This window comes from Pseudomonas kitaguniensis (assembly GCF_049199985.1).
Classification (GTDB): domain Bacteria; phylum Pseudomonadota; class Gammaproteobacteria; order Pseudomonadales; family Pseudomonadaceae; genus Aquipseudomonas; species Aquipseudomonas kitaguniensis.
Map to the genome: position 1 here is coordinate 86,041 of NZ_JBLZPT010000013.1, position 20,773 is coordinate 106,813.

Here is a 20,773-nt window from a genome sequence, read left to right on the forward strand (position 1 = left end):
GCAAACTCCATTAGGTCGTAAAAGCTCTCAAACAGGTCGAACAATATATTGGAAAGAATCATTAGGCAGCTATATTCTTTTTCCATTGCCAGTCCTGGCAGGCTTTCCCTCCCCGAGGTCCTTGTGAAATCTGCTGTCGCGCCCTTTGCTCAAGAAGTCCCGCCTACCGCCCTGGATGAGGTGGTGGCCCAGCTCAACGAGGAGTACATCGAAAAAGGCACACCGATGTTCATGCGCACAGTGCTGGCGCTGTTCTCCGGTGGGTTCGCTACCTTTGCCCTGCTGTATTGCGTGCAGCCGATGATGCCGGCGCTGTCCCATGAGTTTTCCATCAATGCGGCGCAAAGCAGCCTGATCCTGTCGGTGGCTACAGCGATGCTCGCGCTGGGTTTGCTGATCACCGGGCCGGTTTCCGACACACTCGGGCGCAAACCGGTGATGGTTGCGGCGCTGTTCTGCGCGGCGCTGGCGACCATCGCCAGCGGTTTGATGCCGACGTGGGAAGGGATTCTGCTGATGCGCGCGCTGGTCGGCCTGTCTTTAAGCGGCTTGGCCGCGGTGGCGATGACTTACCTGAGCGAAGAGATTCATCCGCAACATATTGGCCTGGCCATGGGCCTGTACATCGGCGGCAACGCGATTGGCGGCATGAGCGGGCGCTTGATCATGGGCGTGCTGATCGACTTTGTCAGTTGGCACACCGCGACGCTGATCATCGGCGCCCTGGCACTGATCGCGGCCACGGTGTTCTGGAAAATCCTCCCCGAGTCGCGCAACTTCCGCGCCAGCAGCCTCAAACCACGCAGCCTGGTGGAAGGCTTCGTGATGCACTTCAAGGACGCAGGCCTGCCGTGGTTGTTCCTCGAAGCGTTTCTGTTGATGGGCGCGTTCGTCACGCTGTTCAACTACATCGGCTATCGCCTGCTGGCCTCGCCTTATGAATTGAGCCAAGCGGTGGTCGGCCTGCTCTCGCTGGTGTACCTGTCGGGCATCTACAGCTCGGCAAAAATCGGCTCGCTGGCCGACCGCCTCGGCCGCCGCCGCGTACTCTGGGCCACCATCGTGTTGATGCTCGCAGGCATCGCCCTGACGCTGTTCAGGCCGCTATGGCTGGTGGTGCCCGGCATGCTGATCTTCACCTTTGGCTTCTTCGCCGCCCACTCGGTTGCCAGCAGTTGGATCGGCCGCCGCGCGCTGAAAGCCAAGGGCCAGGCCTCGTCGTTGTACCTGTTCTGCTACTACGCGGGGTCAAGCATTGCCGGTACAGCGGGCGGGTTCTTCTGGCATTTTGCCGGCTGGAACGGAATTGGCGGGTTTATCGTGGCGCTGTTGATCGGTGCGCTGCTGGTGGCGTTGAAGCTGGCGAAATTGGCGCCATTGGGGCACGCCAAAAGCCAGTAACACCTGCGCCTCTGGCGGTTCTGACGGGCCAAGGTACACTGACGGCATTCGTCAGTCTTGGTAAAGGAAAGCCAGAATGCGCCTGGACCAGCTTCATATTCAGAATTTTCGTTGCTACGAAGATGCCACTTTTAACTTTCAGCCGGGGTTTAACCTGGTGGTGGGGGTTAATGGGAGCGGCAAGACTTCGTTGTTGCAGGCGGTGGCGGTTTCATTTTTCGAATTTGGCAAACTTGTACGTGCAGAACAACCCTGCCTGCAAACAAAAGATATTCGGTTCGTGATCGACAGTGTAAATGGCCGTACACGACTCGAACGCATTGACCCTGTTCGAATAGCAGCAAAAGGCAATATTTTCAAAGCGACTGAGTGGAAGCTGGCGCACGCTGGAGAAACAGGCCCTTATCTTGTCGACTCTAACGTCGATGCTCAAATTCAGCTCGTAAGAACCAGCATCAATCTTGCTGTGAATGTGGACCTGCCGGTACTGGCGTTTTATCGTGCTAATCGCCACTGGAAGAGTGCCAACGTGTCTGCCGAGTTTGCTGCGCAACAACGCGTATCCCGATTCGACGGCTACAACAATTGGTTCGATGCCGTTACCGACTTGAAAGACTTTGAAGGTTGGTTGATTGGGCGAACCCTCGAACGCATGCAAGACCTTTTGGACACGAAAACCGCGCCTGTGGAATTTGATGACGAACTTGCGTGGGTTAACCAAGCCATACAATTCGCGGTTCCAGACGCGCAAGGCTTGCGTTATGACATAAGGCTTCAAAGCCTCCTGATCAATCTTTCAGGCAACAACACCCTTCCATTCTACGAACTCAGTGATGGTCAACGTGGAATGATTGCGCTCTTCGCCGACATTGCCCGCCGCATGTGCATTCTTAACCCACACCTCGGTAAGAACGTGCTGAAAGATACCTCGGGCATTGTGGTTATTGATGAATTGGATATTCACCTGCATCCCGCTTGGCAGCGCAGTATCGTTCAAGCCCTGAAGGCCGCATTTCCCAATGTGCAATTCATCGCCGCCAGCCACTCACCGCAAATCATCGGTAGTCTGAGGCCTGAGGAGGTCATGCTTTTAGACCGCGGTGATAGCTCACACCCACGAGTTACGTACGGACTCGACTCCAGCCGGGTACTCGAAGAAGTCATGGGTGTATCCGAACGAGAGCCGGAAATAGAAATGCTCCTTAGCGAACTGTTCAGCACAATCGAAGACAACGACCTTCAAAAAGCCAAGACTCAACTTCAGACGCTCAGAACAAAAGCGCCCGGTCTTCCGGAGTTCCTCAGAGCTGAAGCGCTCCTCAAGCGCAAGGAGATGATTGGTCGATGAAACGCGTTATCAAAGGAACTGAACCCGTATCATTTACCGAGTGGAAAGCATTAGAAAATGAGCAGTGGACGCCCACTTATCGCGATCTTAAGCACCCACAGAAAAAGCAACTGCACACCAGCCTGCTCAACGAACAAGGTTATGCGTGCTGTTATTGCGGCGACAAAATCACACTGGACTCCAGCCACATAGAGCACTTCCGACCCCAGAAACACTTTAGGCACCTGGGTCTGGAATATATAAACCTTCACGCATCTTGCCAAGGTGAGACAGAAACGCCCAAGCCCGCCCACTGCGGTCACAGCAAAAAAAGCGACTTCTGCGAGGACACCCACATATCTCCGCTAGAGGATGACTGCGAGAATCGATTCAAATTCACCTTGTTAGGTGAGATTAAAGGCAATGACGACTCACCTGCCGAGAGCATGATCAATCTGCTTGCACTGGATATTGAGTTCCTTAACAGCCGCCGCAAGGAGAAACTGGAAGGTATTTTCGACAACGCCTTTCTGGCTGATTTCACGATGGAAGAGTTGGAGACCATCATTCAGCGTTCGCGTCAGCCCCTCAGTGGTCAATACGAAGCGTTCGACCACGTCGTTGCTCGCTATGCAGAACAACTCCTCGGACACTAAAACCAACCCAAACAAAAACGCCCGGCATTAGCCGGGCGTTTTTGATAGGGCTGCAATCACTCGTGATACTGCGCCGACAGCTCATGCACCGCGCGCAGGAACGCGCCGGCATGCTCCGGGTTCACTTCTGGCGTGATGCCGTGGCCGAGGTTGAACACGTGGCCACTGCCTTTGCCGTAGCTTTCGAGAATACGCCCGACTTCGCTGCGGATCGCTTCCGGCTTGGCGTAGAGCACGGTCGGGTCCATGTTGCCTTGCAACGCAACCTGGTTGCCGACGCGGCGGCGGGCTTCGCCGATGTCGCAGGTCCAGTCCAGGCCGAGCGCGTCAGCACCGGCGCCGGCGATGCTTTCCAGCCACAGGCCGCCGCCTTTGGTGAACAGGATCACCGGCACTTTGCGGCCTTCGTGTTCGCGGATCAGGCCGCTGACGATTTTGCGCATGTAAGCCAGGGAGAACTCCTGGTACGCCGCCGCCGACAGGTTGCCGCCCCACGTGTCGAAAATCTGCACCGCTTGCGCGCCGGCCATGATCTGGCCGTTGAGGTAGCTGGTGACCGACTGCGCCAGCTTGTCCAGCAGCAGGTGCATGGCTTGCGGGTTGTCGTAGAGCATGGCCTTGGTCTTGCGGAAGTCTTTCGACGAGCCGCCTTCGACCATGTAGGTGGCCAGGGTCCATGGGCTGCCGGAGAAGCCGATCAGCGGCACGCGGCCGTTGAGTTCGCGGCGGATGGTGCTGACGGCGTCCATCACGTAGCCGAGGTCTTTGTGCGGGTCGGGGATCGGCAGGGCTTCGATATCGGCCAGGGTGCTGACGACCTTCCTGAAACGCGGGCCTTCGCCGGTCTCAAAGTACAGGCCTTGGCCCATGGCGTCAGGGATGGTGAGAATATCGGAGAACAGAATGGCCGCGTCCAGTTGTGGATAGCGGTCCAGCGGCTGCATCGTGACTTCGCAGGCGAACGCAGGGTTCATGCACAGGCTCATGAAGTCGCCGGCATGGGCGCGACTGGCGCGGTATTCCGGCAGGTAGCGACCGGCTTGACGCATCATCCACACGGGCGTGACGTCTACGGGTTGCTTGAGCAGGGCACGAAGGAAACGGTCGTTCTTGAGGGCAGTCATGTCGGCATCCGCAAAAAAAGTGCGGGCATTTTCTCAGAGCGCGAAGCAAAAGGCACGGTATGCGCCGTGCCTTTTGTCTATCGGGTCGATTTGTCGCATAAAAGCAGCGCCAAGTTTCAAGCTGCAAGCCCCAAGCATCGAGGCTTCTAGCTTGCAGCTAATTGCTTGAAGCTTACCGCTGGCGTCGTCAGACGCCCAGGTAATCGAGGATGCCTTCGGCGGCATTGCGGCCTTCGAAGATCGCCGTCACCACCAGGTCAGAACCACGAACCATATCGCCACCGGCGAAGATTTTCGGGTTGCTGGTCTGGTGCTTGTACTGGCCTTGTTCCGGGGCGACGACGCGGCCCTGGCTGTCGGTCTGGATCTCGAACTGCCCGAACCACGGCGCCGGGCTTGGGCGGAAACCGAAAGCGATGACCACGGCGTCTGCCGGGATGATCTCTTCGGAGCCCGGAATCGGCTCAGGGCTGCGGCGGCCACGCGCGTCCGGCTCGCCGAGACGCGTCTCGACCACCTTCACGCCTTCGACGCGGTCTTCACCGACGATAGCGATCGGCTGGCGGTTGTAGAGGAATCGCACGCCTTCTTCCTTGGCGTTCTTTACCTCTTTGCGCGAGCCCGGCATGTTGGCTTCGTCACGACGGTACGCACAGATCACCGACTTGGCGCCCTGGCGAATCGAGGTGCGGTTGCAGTCCATCGCGGTGTCACCACCGCCCAGCACCACGACCTTTTTGCCTTTCATGTCGACGAAATCTTCCGGCGCCTTTTCAAAGCCCAGGTTGCGGTTGACGTTGGCGATCAAGTAGTCGAGCGCGTCATACACGCCCGGCAAATCCTCACCGGCAAAGCCGCCCTTCATGTAGGTGTAGGTGCCCATGCCCATGAACACGGCATCGTATTCGGCGAGCAGTTGCTCCATGGTCACGTCTTTGCCGATCTCGGTGTTCAGGCGGAACTCGATGCCCATGCCGGTGAACACTTCACGACGGTTGCTCAGTACGGTTTTTTCCAGCTTGAACTCGGGGATGCCGAAGGTCAGCAAGCCGCCGATTTCCGGGTTCTTGTCGAACACCACCGGGGTCACGCCGCCGCGCACCAGCACGTCGGCACAGCCCAAACCCGCCGGGCCTGCGCCAATGATCGCGACGCGTTTGCCGGTCGGCTTGACCTTGGACATGTCCGGGCGCCAGCCCATGGCGAACGCGGTGTCGGTGATGTACTTCTCCACCGAGCCGATAGTCACTGCGCCAAAACCGTCATTGAGCGTGCAAGCGCCCTCACACAGACGGTCCTGCGGGCAAACGCGGCCGCACACTTCCGGCAAGGTGTTGGTCTGGTGCGACAGCTCGGCGGCCGCGAGGATGTTGCCCTCGGCCACCAGTTTCAGCCAATTGGGAATGAAGTTGTGCACCGGGCACTTCCATTCGCAATACGGGTTACCGCACCCCAGGCAGCGGTGGGCCTGGTCGGCCGAGTGCTGGGGTTTGAAGGGTTCGTAGATTTCCACGAACTCTTTTTTGCGTTGACGCAACAGTTTCTTCTTCGGATCTTTGCGCCCGACATCGATGAATTGGAAGTCGTTATTGAGACGTTCGCCCATCTTCAAAACCTCTTACACGACAGCTCCAAGCGGCAAGCTTGAAGCTGCAAGAAAATCACATTAACCGGCACACCGCGCACTGCATCTAACTTGCGGCTTGAAGCTCGCCGCTTGCAACTGCCCTTATTGCGGGTTGGCACGGATGCTGGAAAGCAACGATTTCAGGTTGGCAGCCTTGGGCTTGACCAGCCAGAAACGACGCAGGTAGTCGTCCAGGTTTTCGGCGAGGTTACGCCCCCATTCGCTGCCGGTTTCCTCGACGTACTCGTCCAGCACGTGCTGCAAGTGGTTCCGGTAGGATTCCATGGCTTCGCCGCTGATCCGCTGGATCTCGACCAACTCGTGGTTGACCTTGTCGACGAAGGTGTTGTCCTGGTCGAGCACGTAGGCGAAACCGCCGGTCATGCCCGAACCGAAGTTGTAACCGGTCTTGCCGAGTACCGCGACAAAACCGCCGGTCATGTACTCGCAGCAGTGATCGCCAGTGCCTTCCACCACGGTGTGGGCACCGGAGTTACGCACGGCGAAACGCTCACCGGCCGTACCCGCGGCAAACAGCTTGCCACCGGTGGCGCCGTACAAGCAGGTGTTGCCGATAATCGCGCTGTCTTGTGACTTGTAAACGCTGCCCGCTGGCGGAACGATCACCAGCTTGCCGCCGGTCATGCCCTTGCCCACGTAGTCGTTGGCGTCACCTTCCAGGTACATGTGCAGGCCGCCGGCGTTCCACACGCCAAAACTCTGGCCCGCAGTGCCCTTGAAGCGGAACGTGATCGGCGCCTTGGCCATGCCCTGGTTGCCGTGCTTGCGCGCGATTTCGCCGGAGATACGTGCGCCGATGGAGCGGTCGCAGTTGCAAATATCCAGCGCGAATTCGCCGCCGCTGGCGTCATTGATCGAGGAGCTGGCCATGTCGACCATCTTCTCGGCCAACAGGCCTTTGTCGAACGGTGGGTTGCGCTCCACCTGGCAGAATTGTGGCTTGTCGGCCGGGATGTGATCGCTGCCCAACAGCGGCGTCAGGTCCAAGTGCTGTTGCTTGGCGGTCTGGCCTTGAAGGATGTCGAGCAGGTCGGTGCGGCCGATCAGTTCTTCCAGCGAACGCACGCCCAGCTTGGCCAGCCACTCACGGGTTTCTTCGGCGACGTAGGTGAAGAAGTTCACCACCATGTCGACGGTGCCGATGTAGTGATCCTTGCGCAGCTTTTCGTTCTGCGTCGCGACGCCGGTGGCGCAGTTGTTCAGGTGGCAGATGCGCAGGTATTTGCAGCCCAGCGCGATCATTGGCGCAGTGCCGAAGCCGAAGCTTTCGGCGCCGAGGATCGCGGCCTTGATCACGTCGAGGCCGGTTTTCAGGCCGCCGTCGGTTTGCACCCGCACCTTGCCGCGCAGGTCGTTGCCGCGCAGGGTCTGGTGAGTTTCAGCCAGGCCGAGTTCCCACGGTGCGCCCGCGTATTTGATCGAGGTCAGCGGCGAAGCGCCAGTGCCGCCGTCGTAGCCCGAAATGGTGATCAGGTCGGCATAGGCCTTGGCCACACCGGCGGCGATGGTGCCCACGCCGGCTTCTGCGACCAGTTTCACCGAGACCAGCGCCTGCGGGTTGACTTGTTTCAAGTCGAAAATCAGCTGCGACAGGTCTTCAATCGAGTAGATGTCGTGGTGCGGCGGTGGCGAAATCAGGGTCACGCCGGGGACTGCATAACGCAGTTTGGCGATCAAACCGTTGACCTTGCCGCCAGGCAGTTGCCCGCCTTCGCCGGGCTTGGCGCCCTGCGCGACTTTGATCTGCAGCACTTCGGCGTTGACCAGGTATTCGGGGGTTACACCGAAACGGCCGGTCGCGACCTGCTTGATTTTCGAGCTTTTGATGGTGCCGTAGCGCGCCGGGTCTTCACCGCCTTCGCCGGAGTTGGAACGCGCACCCAGGCGGTTCATGGCTTCGGCCAGGGCTTCGTGAGCCTCGGGCGACAACGCGCCCAGGGAAATACCCGCGGAGTCGAAACGCTTGAGGATTGATTCCAGCGGTTCGATTTCGCTGATCGCCAGCGGCGTGTCGAGGGTTTTGACCTTGAACATATCGCGGATCATCGACACCGGGCGGTTATCCACCAGCGCGGTGTATTCCTTGAACTTGGCGTAGTCGCCCTGCTGCACAGCGGCTTGCAGGGTGCTGACCACGTCGGGGTTGTACGCGTGGTATTCGCCACCGTGCACGAACTTGAGCAGGCCGCCTTGCTGGATCGGCTTGCGCGCGCTCCAGGCTTCGGCCGCCAGGGCTTTTTGTTCGGCTTCGAGGTCGACGAAACGCGCGCCCTTGATGCGGCTCGGCACGCCACGGAAGCTCAGCTCGCAGACTTCTTCGGACAGGCCGATAGCCTCGAACAACTGCGCGCCACGGTACGAGGTAACGGTGGAGATGCCCATCTTCGAGAGGATCTTCAACAGGCCCTTGGTGATGCCCTTGCGGTAGTTCTTGAACACCTCATAAAGGTCGCCGAGCACTTCGCCGGTACGGATCAGGTCACCCAGCACTTCGTACGCCAGGAACGGGTAAACCGCCGAGGCGCCGAAGCCGATCAGCACCGCAAAGTGGTGCGGGTCGCGGGCGGTGGCGGTTTCCACAAGGATGTTGGAGTCGCAGCGCAGGCCTTTTTCGGTCAGGCGGTGGTGCACCGCGCCGGTGGCCAAAGAGGCGTGGATCGGCAGTTTGCCTGGGGCAATGTGGCGGTCGGTCAGTACGATTTGAGTACGACCGGCGCGCACCGCTTCTTCGGCCTGATCGGCGACGTTGCGCACAGCGGCTTCAAGGCCGAGGCTTTCGTCGTAGTTCAGGTCGATGATCTGGCGGTCGAAGCCCGGGCGTTCCAGGGTCATCAACGAACGCCACTTGGCTGGCGAAATAACCGGCGAACTGAGGATCACGCGGGACGCGTGCTCCGGCGATTCCTGGAAGATGTTGCGCTCGGCACCGAGGCACACTTCCAGCGACATCACGATGGCTTCACGCAGCGGGTCAATCGGCGGGTTGGTGACCTGCGCAAATTGCTGGCGGAAGTAGTCGTACGGCGTGCGCACGCGCTGGGACAGCACGGCCATTGGCGTGTCATCGCCCATCGAGCCGACAGCCTCGTAGCCTTGCTCGCCGAGCGGGCGCAGCACTTGGTCGCGCTCCTCGAACGTGACCTGGTACATCTTCATGTACTGCTTGAGCTGGTCCACGTCATAAAAAGCCGAACCGTGGTCGTTGTCTTCCATGGTCGCCTGGATGCGCAAAGCGTTCTTGCGCAGCCATTGCTTGTACGGGTGACGCGACTTCAAGCGGTTGTCGATGGCGTCCGTGTCGAGGATCTGCCCGGTTTCGGTGTCCACGGCCAGGATCTGGCCAGGCCCTACACGGCCTTTGGCGATAACGTCTTCAGGCTTGTAGTCCCAAACGCCGATTTCCGACGCCAGGGTGATGAAACCGTTGGTGGTGGTGACCCAACGCGCCGGGCGCAGACCGTTACGGTCGAGCAGGCACACCGCGTAGCGGCCGTCGGTCATTACCACGCCGGCCGGGCCGTCCCACGGTTCCATGTGCATCGAGTTGTATTCATAGAACGCCCGCAGGTCCGGGTCCATGGTCTCGACGTTCTGCCACGCAGGCGGAATGATCATGCGCACGCCACGGAACAGGTCGATGCCGCCAGTGACCATCAGCTCAAGCATGTTGTCCATGCTTGAGGAGTCGGAACCCACGCGGTTAACCAGCGGGCCGAGTTCTTCGAGGTCCATCAAATCGTTGGCGAACTTGGTGCGTCGGGCCACGGCCCAGTTGCGGTTGCCGGTGATGGTGTTGATCTCGCCGTTGTGGGCGAGGAAACGGAATGGCTGAGCCAGCGGCCATTTCGGCAGGGTATTGGTGGAGAAGCGCTGGTGGAACACGCAAATGGCGGTTTGCAGGCGCTCATCGCTCAGGTCTGGATAGAAGGCGGTCAAATCCGCCGGCATCATCAGGCCTTTATAAATGATGGTCTTGTGCGAAAAGCTGCAGATGTAGTGGTCGGCGTCGGCTGCGTTGGACACCGACGAGCGACGACGCGAGGTAAACAGCTTGATCGCCATGTCCTGGTCGCTCAGGCCGTCACCTGCAATAAACACTTGTTCGATCTGCGGCAGGCGCTCCAGGGCCAGGCGGCCAAGCACGCTGGTGTCGATCGGCACTTTGCGCCAGCCCACCAGTTGCAGGCCGGCAGCCAGGATCTCGCGGTTCATGTTCTCGCGAGCGGCTTGCGCTTTAACCGGGTCCTGGTTGAAGAACACCATGCCCACGGCGTACTGCTTGGGCAGGTCGACAGCAAATTGCTCTTTAGCAACAGCGCGCAGGAACTGGTCGGGCTTTTGAATCAGCAAGCCGCAACCGTCACCGGTCTTGCCATCGGCGTTGATCCCACCGCGGTGGGTCATGCAGGTCAGGGCCTCGACGGCCGTTTGTAAAAGGGTATGACTGGGCTCGCCCTGCATGTGGGCAATCAGGCCGAAACCGCAGTTATCCTTGAATTCATCGGGTTGGTACAGACCTGCTTTCATAGACACTTTCTCACCAGGCTGCCTCTTATTTCGAGACAAATTTCTTTTCAATTCAACCGGTTACCTTCCGCGCCGAACGTCTGCCGGCTTGGCGGGGGCAAAAGGGAGGTCATTGTACACACCGACACTTAGGCTCACAAATTTAGCGACGAAATGTCGCAAATGTATGTCGCATTTATGAAAGGTTTAAAGCGATATGCTGTGCTAGTCAAAACCTTTTTAATTTTGACTGCTACGACTCAATAGCTACTGTGACGCAGACACTACAAAGCGCGCGGCCTTGAGGGCAGCACGCACTTGCGGTTTTCTTGAGGTGCCGGGAGAGGCGGCCTGGGTAAGGCCGCCGAATCTTCAGCGAGTTGTTGCCAGTTCCTGTTGGACGCTGGCGACAGTGCGAGGCCAAGGTTTACCAGCCTGAACCTTCGCTGGCAAGGCCTTGATGGCGGAATCGGCTGCTGCACGGCTGGAGAAATTGCCGTAGGTGATCACGTAGAGAGGCTTGCCGTTGAGCACTTTCTTGAAATAACGGTACTCGCCGCCCTGCTCTTTCACGAACGCCTGAGCGTTGGCTTCGGAGCTGGTGCCGAGGATCTGCACCACGAAGTTGCCGGTCGGTTGGCTGGCGTACCAGCTGCTGCCGGCAGCGCCAGCCTTGGCAACGGTGGCGGCCGGTTTTTCAGCAGGCTTGGCCGCCGGGGCGGGTTTGGCGGCTGGCGCAGGTGCGACCGGTTTGGTCACAGGCGCAGGCTTGGCGGTGGCGACAGTGGGCGCCGGTGTCGGCGTCGGCGCGGGTTTGGCAGCGGCAGTCGCCGCCGGGCCAGCCGGTACGCCGGCAGGTGGCGCGGTGGTGGTAACCGTCGGCGGGGTGGCGCTGGAGCCTTCAACCGGCACGCCGTCATCGCCTTCGGCAATGCCACCGGCTTCTTCGGCGAGCGGGCCGCGCATCACGGGTTGGCCGACCATCGGCAGGTTGGTCGGTTGGCCGGAGTTGGCGAATTCGACATTTGGCGTGGGCTTGCCCAGTGGCAACTGCGCCTGTTCGGTTGGCGCGCCGGCCGTGGTGGGCGCTTTGCTGCGACCTGGAATCAACCAGGCGGCGGCGACAGCGACCACAACAACGGCGGAAATAGCCAATACGTGCTTCTTAGGCATAGTAAACCCCATCTTTGGACGCTTAACCGCAGAACGGCTGGCAATCATGGCTTCGATCAAGGCATCGCGAGCGACCTGGTTGATGGTGCCAGGCCAACCGTCGGAGCTTTCGTGAATATCAGAGATCTGCGAAGCGGAGAAAAGTTCGATGCCAGCGCCTGCGCCTTCGAGGCGTTGAGCCAGGTATTCGCGGGTTTCTTCCTCTTCGTACGGCTGCAGTTCGATGACGTGAAACAGCTCCTGATCACCGCTGATCTGCTCCAGATCGGCGATTAACGACGACTCACCAAACAGGAACACGTGCGGGCGACCTTCCGGCGTACCCGCCGCCAACGCCAGCAACGCTTCCAGGGCGGATTCGTCGAGCTGCTCGGCGTCGTCCACCAGCAGGTAGACTTCCTGACCGGTCAGGCCCAACTGCACCACTTGCTTGAGGATAGCGTTCGGCTCGGCGGTGGCGACGTTCAGCGCCTGCGCCACTTGGCGCAACACGCCTGCCGCATCACCGGCACCGCGTGCCGACACCACCACGCTCTGTACCGATTGCTTATTGGTGCTGGCAACCAGCGCCTGGCGCAGCAAGGTCTTGCCGCTGCCCAATGGGCCGGTGACCACCAGCAACAGCTGGCTGTAACGCGCCAGATGGTGCAATTGGCCAAGCACCGGCTTGCGCTGGGCAGGGAAAAATTTGAAACCAGGCACCCGTGGAGCGAATGGGTCGTGGCTTAACTGGTAATGGCCGAGGAACGCCTCGTCGGCATGCAAACTAGTCATCGGGATCTTATTAACCTTTCAGCTGGGCCAGGGCGCGGTAATCCGCTCCCAGCGTAGCCTGTAAAATCTCTTTCGGATAATCGTCGGTCACCACAGCTTCGCCAATGTGGCGCAGCAGCACCAGTCGCAGTCGACCGTCGATCACTTTCTTGTCTATTGCCATATGTTCGAGAAAATCCGCCTCAGTCATTGCCGAGGGCGGAATAACCGGCAAACCGGCGCGCTGGAACAGACGGATACCGCGATCCCGCTCTTGCGCGCTGATCCAGCCCAAGCGTTGCGACATCTCCAATGCCATCACCGTGCCAGCCGCGACGGCCTCGCCATGCAGCCACACACCATAGCCCATGTGCGTTTCGATCGCATGGCCGAAGGTGTGGCCCAAGTTGAGCGTGGCGCGTACGCCGGATTCACGTTCATCGGCATTCACTACCAGCGCCTTGGCGGCGCAGGAGCGCGAAATCGCTTCGGTCAGCGCCACTTGGTCGAGGGCGCGCAGCGCGTCCACATCCGCTTCGAGCCAGGTCAAAAACGGCTCGTCGCAGATCAGCCCGTACTTGATCACCTCGGCCAGACCCGCCGACAGCTCGCGCGGCGGCAGGGTCTTGAGGGTAGCGGTATCGATCAGTACGGCTTGCGGCTGGTAAAACGCGCCAACCATGTTCTTGCCCAACGGGTGGTTGATGCCGGTTTTGCCGCCCACCGACGAATCGACCTGAGACAACAAGGTGGTCGGCACCTGGATAAAGTCCACGCCACGCTGGTAACAGGCGGCGGCAAAACCGGCCATGTCGCCGATCACACCGCCGCCCAAGGCGACCACGGTGGTACGACGGTCATGGCGCGCAGTCAGCAGGCCATCAAATATCAGTTGCAGGGTTTCCCAGTTCTTGTGGGCTTCGCCGTCAGGCAAGATCACCGAAATCACCGAGTACGCCGCCAGGCTGCGGCTCAGACGCTCAAGGTACAGCGGCGCGACCGTTTCGTTGGAGATGATCGCCACTTGCCGACCGGCAATATGCGGCGCAAGCAACTCGGGCAGGTCCAACAGACCTTCGCCAATATGGATTGGGTAGCTGCGCTCGCCTAGATCGACCTTAAGTGTCTGCATGTGTCCCCGCGTGAAGATATATGTACGATCGGCAACGCTCAGTTGACGCCGCCTGATGGCTCTGCGCCACACCTCGAACCGTGATAACGCGCCGCCGAGAATAGCGCATTTCGGGCTTGGCTTTAACGGGGTGGTAACTGCTGCAAGCGCTCGAGAATGTCGAGAACCACCATTCGTGGCGGCCGCTCATCGGTTTCAACCACCAGATCGGCGATTTCCCGATACAGCGGATCGCGCAGCGTCAGCAGATCCTTGAGGGTTTTGGCCGGGTCGGCGGTGCGCAGCAACGGGCGATTGCGATCGCGGGCAGTACGGCCCACTTGCTGTTCAACCGACGCATGCAGGTAAACCACGCGCCCACCGGCATGCAGCGCCCGGCGGTTTTCATCGCGCATGACAGCGCCGCCGCCGGTGGCCAACACCACGCCGTCGAAGCCGCACAGCTCGGCAATCATCGCCTGCTCGCGGTCGCGAAAGCCCAGCTCGCCTTCCTTATCGAAAATCCATGGGATATTGGCGCCCGTGCGCAATTCAATTTCCTTGTCGGAATCTTTGAATGGCAGGCGCAGCTCTTTGGCCAGCAAACGGCCGATGGTGCTTTTTCCAGCCCCCATCGGTCCTACAAGAATCAAATTTCGCACAGAATCAACGACTCACAGCAATCGCCTGGTTATTCATAATACGCGGAGTCAGGAATACCAGCAGCTCGGATTTTCTTTGTGCCAGCACATCGCGCCGGAAAAGGCGGCCAAGATACGGCACATCGCCCAAAAATGGCACTTTATCTACCACTTTGCTTTGGGTATCTGAAAAAACCCCGCCGATGACGATGGTCTCGCCATCCTTGACCAGCACCTTGGCGTTGACTTCGTTTTTCTTGATGGGCGGAACGTCGTTGAGCTTGTTCAAATAGTCCGGCTCGTCCTTGGTGACTTTGACCTCCATGAACACCCAGCCGTCAGGGGTGATTTGCGGGGTTACCTCAAGTGACAGCGAGGCCTCCTTGAATGACACCGAAGTGGCACCCCTGGAGGTGGATTCCTGATAGGGAATCTCGGTGCCCTTGAGGATCCGTGCGGTCTCCTTGTCGGAAGTGACCACCTTGGGCTGTGAGACGATTTCACCGTTGCCGGTTTTCTCCATGGCGGTGAGTTCCAGGTCGAGCAACAGGTTGTCGGTGATAAAACCGATGCCCATGCCTGCGGTACCCGTGAGTGAACCCAAGTCAACAAACGACGAACCGGGCGGGCTCGCCAGTGCTTCAGCGCCCTCGGCCGAAGGCTTGCCAAGCCCGCCAGCGCCCCAGTTACCACGGTTGAGCCGGCCACCCCAGCGCACGCCGAGGCTTTTGTCGTAGTCGACATTGGCCTCGACGATGCGTGCCTCGATCATCACCTGGCGTACCGGAATATCCAGCTGCGCCACGATGCGCCGCAGCTCTTCAAGCCGCTCGCCGGTCTGGTAGGCGATGATGTTATTGGTGCGCTCATCCACCACCACCGAGCCGCGCTCGTCGGGCACGCCTTCGATGCTGGTCACCGACTGGAATAACTTGGCCAGGTCCGCTGCCTTGGCGTAATTGACTTGCAACAGCTCCCGGCGCAGTGGCGCCAACTCAGCCAGTTGCTTGCGCGACTCAAGCACCAGCAGTTCGCGGGCGGCCAACTCTTCGGCGGGCGCCACCAGCAAAACACCCGCCGTCACGCGCTTGTCCAAGCCTTTGGTTTGCAACACCAGGTCCAGCGCCTGGTCCCAAGGCACGTCCTTGAGCCGCAGGGTAATTGAGCCTTGCACCTCATCGCTGGCCACCAGGTTGAGCCCGGCGACATCGGCGATCTGCTGCAATACCGCACGCAACTCGATGTTCTGGAAGTTAAGGTTCAGCGTTTCACCGCGGGGAGCGCCCAAACCTGCGCTGCCGGGGGGCGGCAGTTGGATCAGGTCCACGCGATGAGGCACAGCAAAAGCCATCGGTGCCGTGAACGCTATCCATAGCGCCACACCGAAGGACGGCAAAGTCCTTTTCATTGTTTGATTCCGTTATGAGTTGACGTTTAAAACGAGGGTTCGCGAACGCTGCAGCCAGGCGCCCTGTTCATCCGGGAACAGCTCGGCCAGTTCGATGTGGCCGGCATGAATGGCCGTGACCTGGCCGTGGTTCGGCCCCAAGTAGTCGCCGACCGCAAGCCGATGCACGCTGGACGCGGCGCGCAGCAAGACGAAGGTGTGCACACCCCGGGACAAGGTGCCGACCATTTTGAACTGGTCGACGGCCAGACCTTCAAGCGCTCCACGCGCCCGAGCGAGGTCTGGCGCAGGCGCCGGGCGGCCAGGCGCATGATCGACCTGCAAGGTGCGCGGCTGGAACGGATCACGCAGCGAAGCGGCGCTGTAGGCAAATCGCGGCAGCGGCTCAACCGTCACACCCGAGGGGCTGCGCGGCGATGCGCTCCGATAGGTCTTGGCCAGCAGCGCCAGGTGCACCCGCGCGCCATCAGAACGAAGCACAACATCGTGCACGCTGACGATGCGCGACAACCCGCCCAGAGCACTCACGAACGTCGCCAAGTCGTGGTAGGCGCCCACAACACCAACCTGCACAGGCTCCTCGATAAACAACGGCTGAGGTTGCTCGTCCAGCACGGTGACGCCCTCCACCGCCAAACCGTTGGCAACCGCCAGCCGGGCAATGTCTTCGAGCAAGCCTGGGGTGTCTGACTCGCCGGGCATTTGCCGTAAAAGCCCGGCAACCGCCTCCTGCATCACGTGGGCGTGACGCGTGCGGCCCTCAACGCTGGCCGCCAAGCCAGCCTTTTGCGCAAGCGCCTGTCGCAGTTCAACAGCCTGCGCCTCGGACGTATTAAGCCGATCACGCGCAGGGCTCAGGTACACGCCGTTGCCCACTAAAAACACGAGCCCTGCCAGCGCGCAGCCGAACAGAAGCTTGCCCGGCAAGGGCCATTTCGCAGCGTTGTGAGAAAGCGTGAAAAAGTCGAGCCTGGGCAGGCTCATGGCAGCGCCTCGGTGGAATCGCCTTGGCGCACCACCAGTTGAAATTGGTTAGCGCCGCGCTCGCCTTCCGCTCGCACATGCCGCAACCGAGTGGCGTGAGCACCTTCAGAAGCCTCCAGGCGGCGCATCAATTGCGCGATGTCCTGGCTGGACTCGGCACTGCCGCTGATGCTGACGGTATCGCCCTTGGCGACCACCTCATGCAGGTGCACCCCGTCGGGCACCGCACGGGCCAGTTTGTCCAAAAGCTCGGCGCTGGCGGAGCGGGCTTCGTGCACATCCTGCACGACCTTCATGCGCTCGGTCATTTGCAGGCTCTGCTCCTGCAAGTCGTCGATGGTCTTGATAAGCGAATCCTGAACGGTGACTGCTTTGCTCAGGTGATTGTTACGCGTTACCTGCCGGTCGATAGCCTGATCGATAACTTGATCTGCCAGCCACACCGCCGCCAGCGCGACACCTGCGAACACCAGCAAAAATACCAGGAAGTATTTGCGCCGCCGCTCGGCCAGCGCCTGACGCCAAGGCAAAAGATTGATCCGTGTCATCCTGCGAAACTCCTCAGGGCCAACCCACAAGCAATTCCCATCCCGTGGGCATCCACCGCCCATTGTGCGCCATCGACACGATGGCACGGCGTGAAGCTGGCGAAATCCTGACTGCAAGCGCGCTCCAATGCAAACCCTTCAACATCCACCACGCGCGCCACCAGCCCGGCCAGGGCTAAAACCGCCTCGCGGGCCTCGACTTGCTCCCGCAGGCAGGCGGCCAACACAACTTCGACCCTCAGAGGGTCTTGGGCGCACGGGCCGCGAACCTGAAAGTCGATGGCGACATCATCCAATGGGTAAGGAATGTATTGATCGGCCTCCATCTGGATGTTCCAGACCATTTCCTCGTCGCTGAGCCCGGCTTGCATTTCGATCACCCTGGTGATGACCGATGGCCCCGCCACCGCAACCGCCGCCCGGCGCGTTGAGGTGCGTAGCCGCGATAACGCCTGGCGCAGCGCCTGCCCTATGGCTGCAAGGTCCAACAAGGTGCCGTCGACTACCGCGTGGGCTGGCAATGCCTGGGCGGCGTAACCCTGAATGGTGTAGCCGTCGGCTGACCGGCCCAGCTCAACCAGCTTGATGCCTGCGTCATTGATGTCGATGCCCAATACGGCGTCGACTTTTCGCCTGAAAAATCCTTTTCGCATAAAACTCCCTAAAATTTTGCCTGTCATACCGCCTGATTGCGCATTGGCGTGGTGCATTCGGTCGACTTGTTTGAGTAGCACGAATGACGCCCCAAGCCGAAAATGCTTTAATGCCCAGCGTTTTTCCCCGCTTTTTATCTGCTGCTCGGGTCGATCCATCGTTTGCCATGCATGCCCCGACGCGTAACTCTTTCTTTTCTCTGGAAATCCAAAAGCCTTGATTCGTCTGCTGAAGTTTTTCGGGTACTCCATTGTCGCGGTCGTCTGCGGGCTACTGCTCGTACTCAGCGGTGCATACCTCTACCTTAGTCCGGGTTTGCCCTCCGTAGAGGCACTCAGAAGTATCCAGTTGCAGATTCCTTTGCGGGTCTACAGCAGCGATGAAAAACTGATCGCGGAGTTCGGCGAGATGCGCCGCACACCGATCCGTTTCGCCGACATTCCGCCCAACTTCATCAGCGCCTTGCTGTCGGCTGAAGACGATAATTTTGCCAATCATTATGGTGTCGACCCTAGCAGCCTGGTGCGTGCGGCCACTCAGTTGGTAAAAAGCGGACACATTCAGTCCGGCGGCAGCACCATCACCATGCAGGTGGCGAAAAACTTCTTCCTCACCAGCGAGCGCAGTTTTTCGCGAAAAGCCACCGAGATTCTGCTGGCGCTGCAAATTGAACGTCAGTTGACCAAGGACGAAATCCTTGAGCTGTACGTCAACAAAATCTACCTGGGCAATCGTGCCTACGGGATCGAGGCAGCGTCGCAGGTTTACTATGGCAAGTCGATTCGTGACGCCAGCCTGGCGCAGATGGCGATGATTGCCGGCCTGCCCAAGGCACCGTCGCGTTTTAACCCGCTGGCCAACCCGGCACGCAGCAAAGAGCGTCGCGACTGGATCCTGGGCCGCATGTACAAGCTCGGCAAAATCGATCAGGCCGCTTACGAAAGCGCTGTGGCCGAGCCGTTGAACGCCAGCTACCACGTACCGACGCCGGAAGTGAACGCACCGTACATCGCTGAAATGGCGCGGGCCGAAATGGTCGGCCGCTATGGCAGCGAGGCCTACACCGAAGGCTTTCGCGTGACCACGACCGTGCCGAGCGACCTGCAGGAAATCGCCAATACCTCGGTGCATTCAGGCTTGGTCACCTATGACCAGCGCCATGGCTATCGCGGCCCTGAGTCACGCCTGCCGGGCAAAACCCTGAGCGCCTGGACCACCGAACTGAGCAAACAGCGCCCGATCAGCGGCCTGGAACCCGCCATCGTCACCCAAGTGATGAAAGATGGCGTGCAGGTGCTGACGCGCACCGGCGAAGCGCATGTGGCGTGGGACAGCATGAAGTGGGCGCGCCCCTTCTTGAACACCAACAGCATGGGCCCGATGCCCAAGCAGCCGTCGGACGTGGCGCAGGTGGGTGATTTGATCCGCGTGCAGCGCCAGAAAGACGACAGCCTGAAATTCAGCCAAGTGCCCGTGGCACAGGGCGCGCTCGTGTCGCTGGACCCACAGAACGGGGCCATCCGCGCGCTGGTCGGCGGCTTCGCCTTTGAGCAAAGCAATTACAACCGCGCGACCCAGGCCAAGCGTCAGCCGGGTTCGAGCTTCAAGCCATTTATCTACAGCGCCGCGCTGGACAATGGCTACACCGCTGCCAGCCTGGTCAACGATGCGCCTATCGTGTTCGTCGACGAGTACCTGGACAAAGTCTGGCGCCCGAAGAACGACACCAACACCTTCCTCGGCCCGATCCGCGTGCGCGAGGCGCTGTACAAGTCGCGTAACCTGGTGTCGATCCGCCTGCTGCAGGCGATGGGCGTCGGCAAAACCATCGACTACATCACGCGCTTTGGCTTCGCCAAGTCGGACCTGCCACCGAATCTGTCGCTGGCCCTCGGCACCGCAACCCTCACGCCGATGGAAATCGCCACGGGCTGGAGCACGTTTGCCAATGGCGGCTACAAGATCACGCCGTACCTGATCGACAAGATCGAGAGCCGCAATGGCGACACCCTGTTCACCGCCAACCCCCCACGCGTGCCGGGTGACGTGGTCAACGGCGTGGCAGCCACCGACGGCCTCGCGGCGCCGAGCAACGGCGGTATCACTATCGAGCCGACGCCAGGCGCAGCGCCCGCCACCAACGCCACTGCCCCGGCCGAGCCACAAGCACCGGCCATAGCTGAGCGCATCGTCGACGGCCGCACGACCTACATCCTCAACAGCATCCTTGAAGACGTGATCAAGAAGGGCACCGGCCGACGCGCACTGGCCCTTGGCCGAGCAGACATCGCGGGCAAAACCGGTACCACCAACGAGTCCAAAGACGCTTGGTTCTCCGGCTACAACGCCGACTACGTGACGACTGTGTGGACGGGCTACGATCAGCCGGAAAGCCTCGGCCGTCGCGAGTTTGGTGGCACCGTCGCGCTGCCGATCTGGATGAGCTACATGGGCGCGGCCTTGAAAGACAAGCCGCTGCACACTCAGCCCGAGCCGGAAGGCATCCTCAGCCTGCGGATTGATCCGGTCAGTGGCCGCGCAGCATCGCCAAGCACCCCGAACGCGTACTTCGAGCTGTTCAAGAGCGAAGACACACCGCCATCCGTCAACGAGCTGGGCAATGGTGTTGCACCCGGCAGCCCACTGCCGGCGGATGAAGGCGCGCCAATCGACCTCTTTTAGCAGCTACAAGCTTCAAGCTACAAGCTGCAAGGAAGAGCCATGCAGCACCGCTCTCAGCTCTCAGCTTGAAGCTTGAAGCTTGTAGCTTGTAGCTTGTAGCTCTCAGCTTGTAGCTTGCAGCTTTCCCCGCCCCACAAAAAACCCGGCCTTCTGAGCC

At 60.1% G+C, this 20,773-nt stretch carries 13 protein-coding genes and 1 pseudogene; 4 read left to right on the forward strand and 10 right to left on the reverse strand.

Annotated elements, in window-relative coordinates:
* The first annotated feature begins 171 nt into the window (after positions 1 to 171).
* From ACOZK9_RS17150 to ACOZK9_RS17160, 3 genes are all read left to right on the forward strand, one after another.
* Positions 172 to 1,401: an MFS transporter gene (locus tag ACOZK9_RS17150; RefSeq protein WP_152749156.1), complete on the forward strand. Its 1,230-nt coding sequence runs from the start codon at positions 172 to 174 to the stop codon at positions 1,399 to 1,401.
* Positions 1,402 to 1,477: 76 nt separating this feature from the next.
* Positions 1,478 to 2,749: an AAA family ATPase gene (locus ACOZK9_RS17155; RefSeq protein WP_421556250.1), complete on the forward strand. Its 1,272-nt coding sequence runs from the start codon at positions 1,478 to 1,480 to the stop codon at positions 2,747 to 2,749.
* Positions 2,746 to 3,384: a retron system putative HNH endonuclease gene (locus ACOZK9_RS17160; protein WP_122251955.1), complete on the forward strand. Its 639-nt coding sequence runs from the start codon at positions 2,746 to 2,748 to the stop codon at positions 3,382 to 3,384. The genes ACOZK9_RS17155 and ACOZK9_RS17160 overlap by 4 nt, the downstream gene beginning before the upstream one ends.
* Positions 3,385 to 3,440: 56 nt before the next feature.
* Here the strand turns inward: ACOZK9_RS17160 and hemE are convergent, their stop codons facing one another.
* From hemE to pilM, 10 genes and pseudogenes are all read right to left on the reverse strand, one after another.
* Positions 3,441 to 4,508, reverse strand: a complete 1,068-nt coding sequence (hemE, locus tag ACOZK9_RS17165; RefSeq protein WP_421556251.1) for a uroporphyrinogen decarboxylase — start codon at positions 4,506 to 4,508, stop codon at positions 3,441 to 3,443.
* 187 nt (positions 4,509 to 4,695) lie between these two features.
* Positions 4,696 to 6,114: an FAD-dependent oxidoreductase gene (locus ACOZK9_RS17170; RefSeq protein WP_058411819.1), complete on the reverse strand. Its 1,419-nt coding sequence runs from the start codon at positions 6,112 to 6,114 to the stop codon at positions 4,696 to 4,698.
* Between the two features lie 123 nt (positions 6,115 to 6,237).
* Complete coding sequence (gene gltB / locus ACOZK9_RS17175; protein WP_058411820.1) at positions 6,238 to 10,683, reverse strand: glutamate synthase large subunit; 4,446 nt, start codon at positions 10,681 to 10,683, stop codon at positions 6,238 to 6,240.
* A gap of 351 nt (positions 10,684 to 11,034) precedes the next feature.
* A complete protein-coding gene (locus tag ACOZK9_RS17180) occupies positions 11,035 to 12,609 on the reverse strand; it encodes an SPOR domain-containing protein (RefSeq protein WP_058411821.1) in 1,575 nt (524 codons plus the stop codon).
* A 10-nt stretch (positions 12,610 to 12,619) separates the two neighbouring features.
* A complete protein-coding gene (gene aroB / locus ACOZK9_RS17185) occupies positions 12,620 to 13,720 on the reverse strand; it encodes a 3-dehydroquinate synthase (protein ID WP_421556252.1) in 1,101 nt (366 codons plus the stop codon).
* Positions 13,721 to 13,842: 122 nt separating this feature from the next.
* The gene (gene aroK, locus ACOZK9_RS17190) at positions 13,843 to 14,361 is read right to left on the reverse strand and encodes a shikimate kinase AroK (protein WP_058411823.1); all 519 of its coding nucleotides are present in this window, start codon (positions 14,359 to 14,361) and stop codon (positions 13,843 to 13,845) included.
* A gap of 4 nt (positions 14,362 to 14,365) precedes the next feature.
* Positions 14,366 to 15,613, reverse strand: a pseudogene (locus tag ACOZK9_RS17195) (type IV pilus secretin PilQ); the annotation flags it as partial.
* A gap of 147 nt (positions 15,614 to 15,760) precedes the next feature.
* Positions 15,761 to 16,732, reverse strand: a complete 972-nt coding sequence (locus ACOZK9_RS17200) for a pilus assembly protein PilP (RefSeq protein WP_122251957.1) — start codon at positions 16,730 to 16,732, stop codon at positions 15,761 to 15,763.
* Positions 16,729 to 17,280, reverse strand: coding sequence for a PilN domain-containing protein (locus tag ACOZK9_RS17205; protein WP_058411826.1), 552 nt, complete (start codon positions 17,278 to 17,280; stop codon positions 16,729 to 16,731). Before ACOZK9_RS17205 ends, ACOZK9_RS17200 begins: the two co-directional genes overlap by 4 nt.
* Positions 17,277 to 17,933 carry a type IV pilus biogenesis protein PilM gene (gene pilM / locus ACOZK9_RS17210; RefSeq protein WP_172979671.1) on the reverse strand — a complete coding sequence of 219 codons (657 nt, stop codon included), beginning with the start codon at positions 17,931 to 17,933 and terminating at the stop codon, positions 17,277 to 17,279. Before pilM ends, ACOZK9_RS17205 begins: the two co-directional genes overlap by 4 nt.
* 220 nt (positions 17,934 to 18,153) lie before the next feature.
* On the opposite strand from pilM, the gene ACOZK9_RS17215 reads away from it, so the two are divergent.
* Positions 18,154 to 20,616, forward strand: coding sequence for a penicillin-binding protein 1A (locus ACOZK9_RS17215; RefSeq protein WP_421556262.1), 2,463 nt, complete (start codon positions 18,154 to 18,156; stop codon positions 20,614 to 20,616).
* Positions 20,617 to 20,773: the final 157 nt, after the last annotated feature.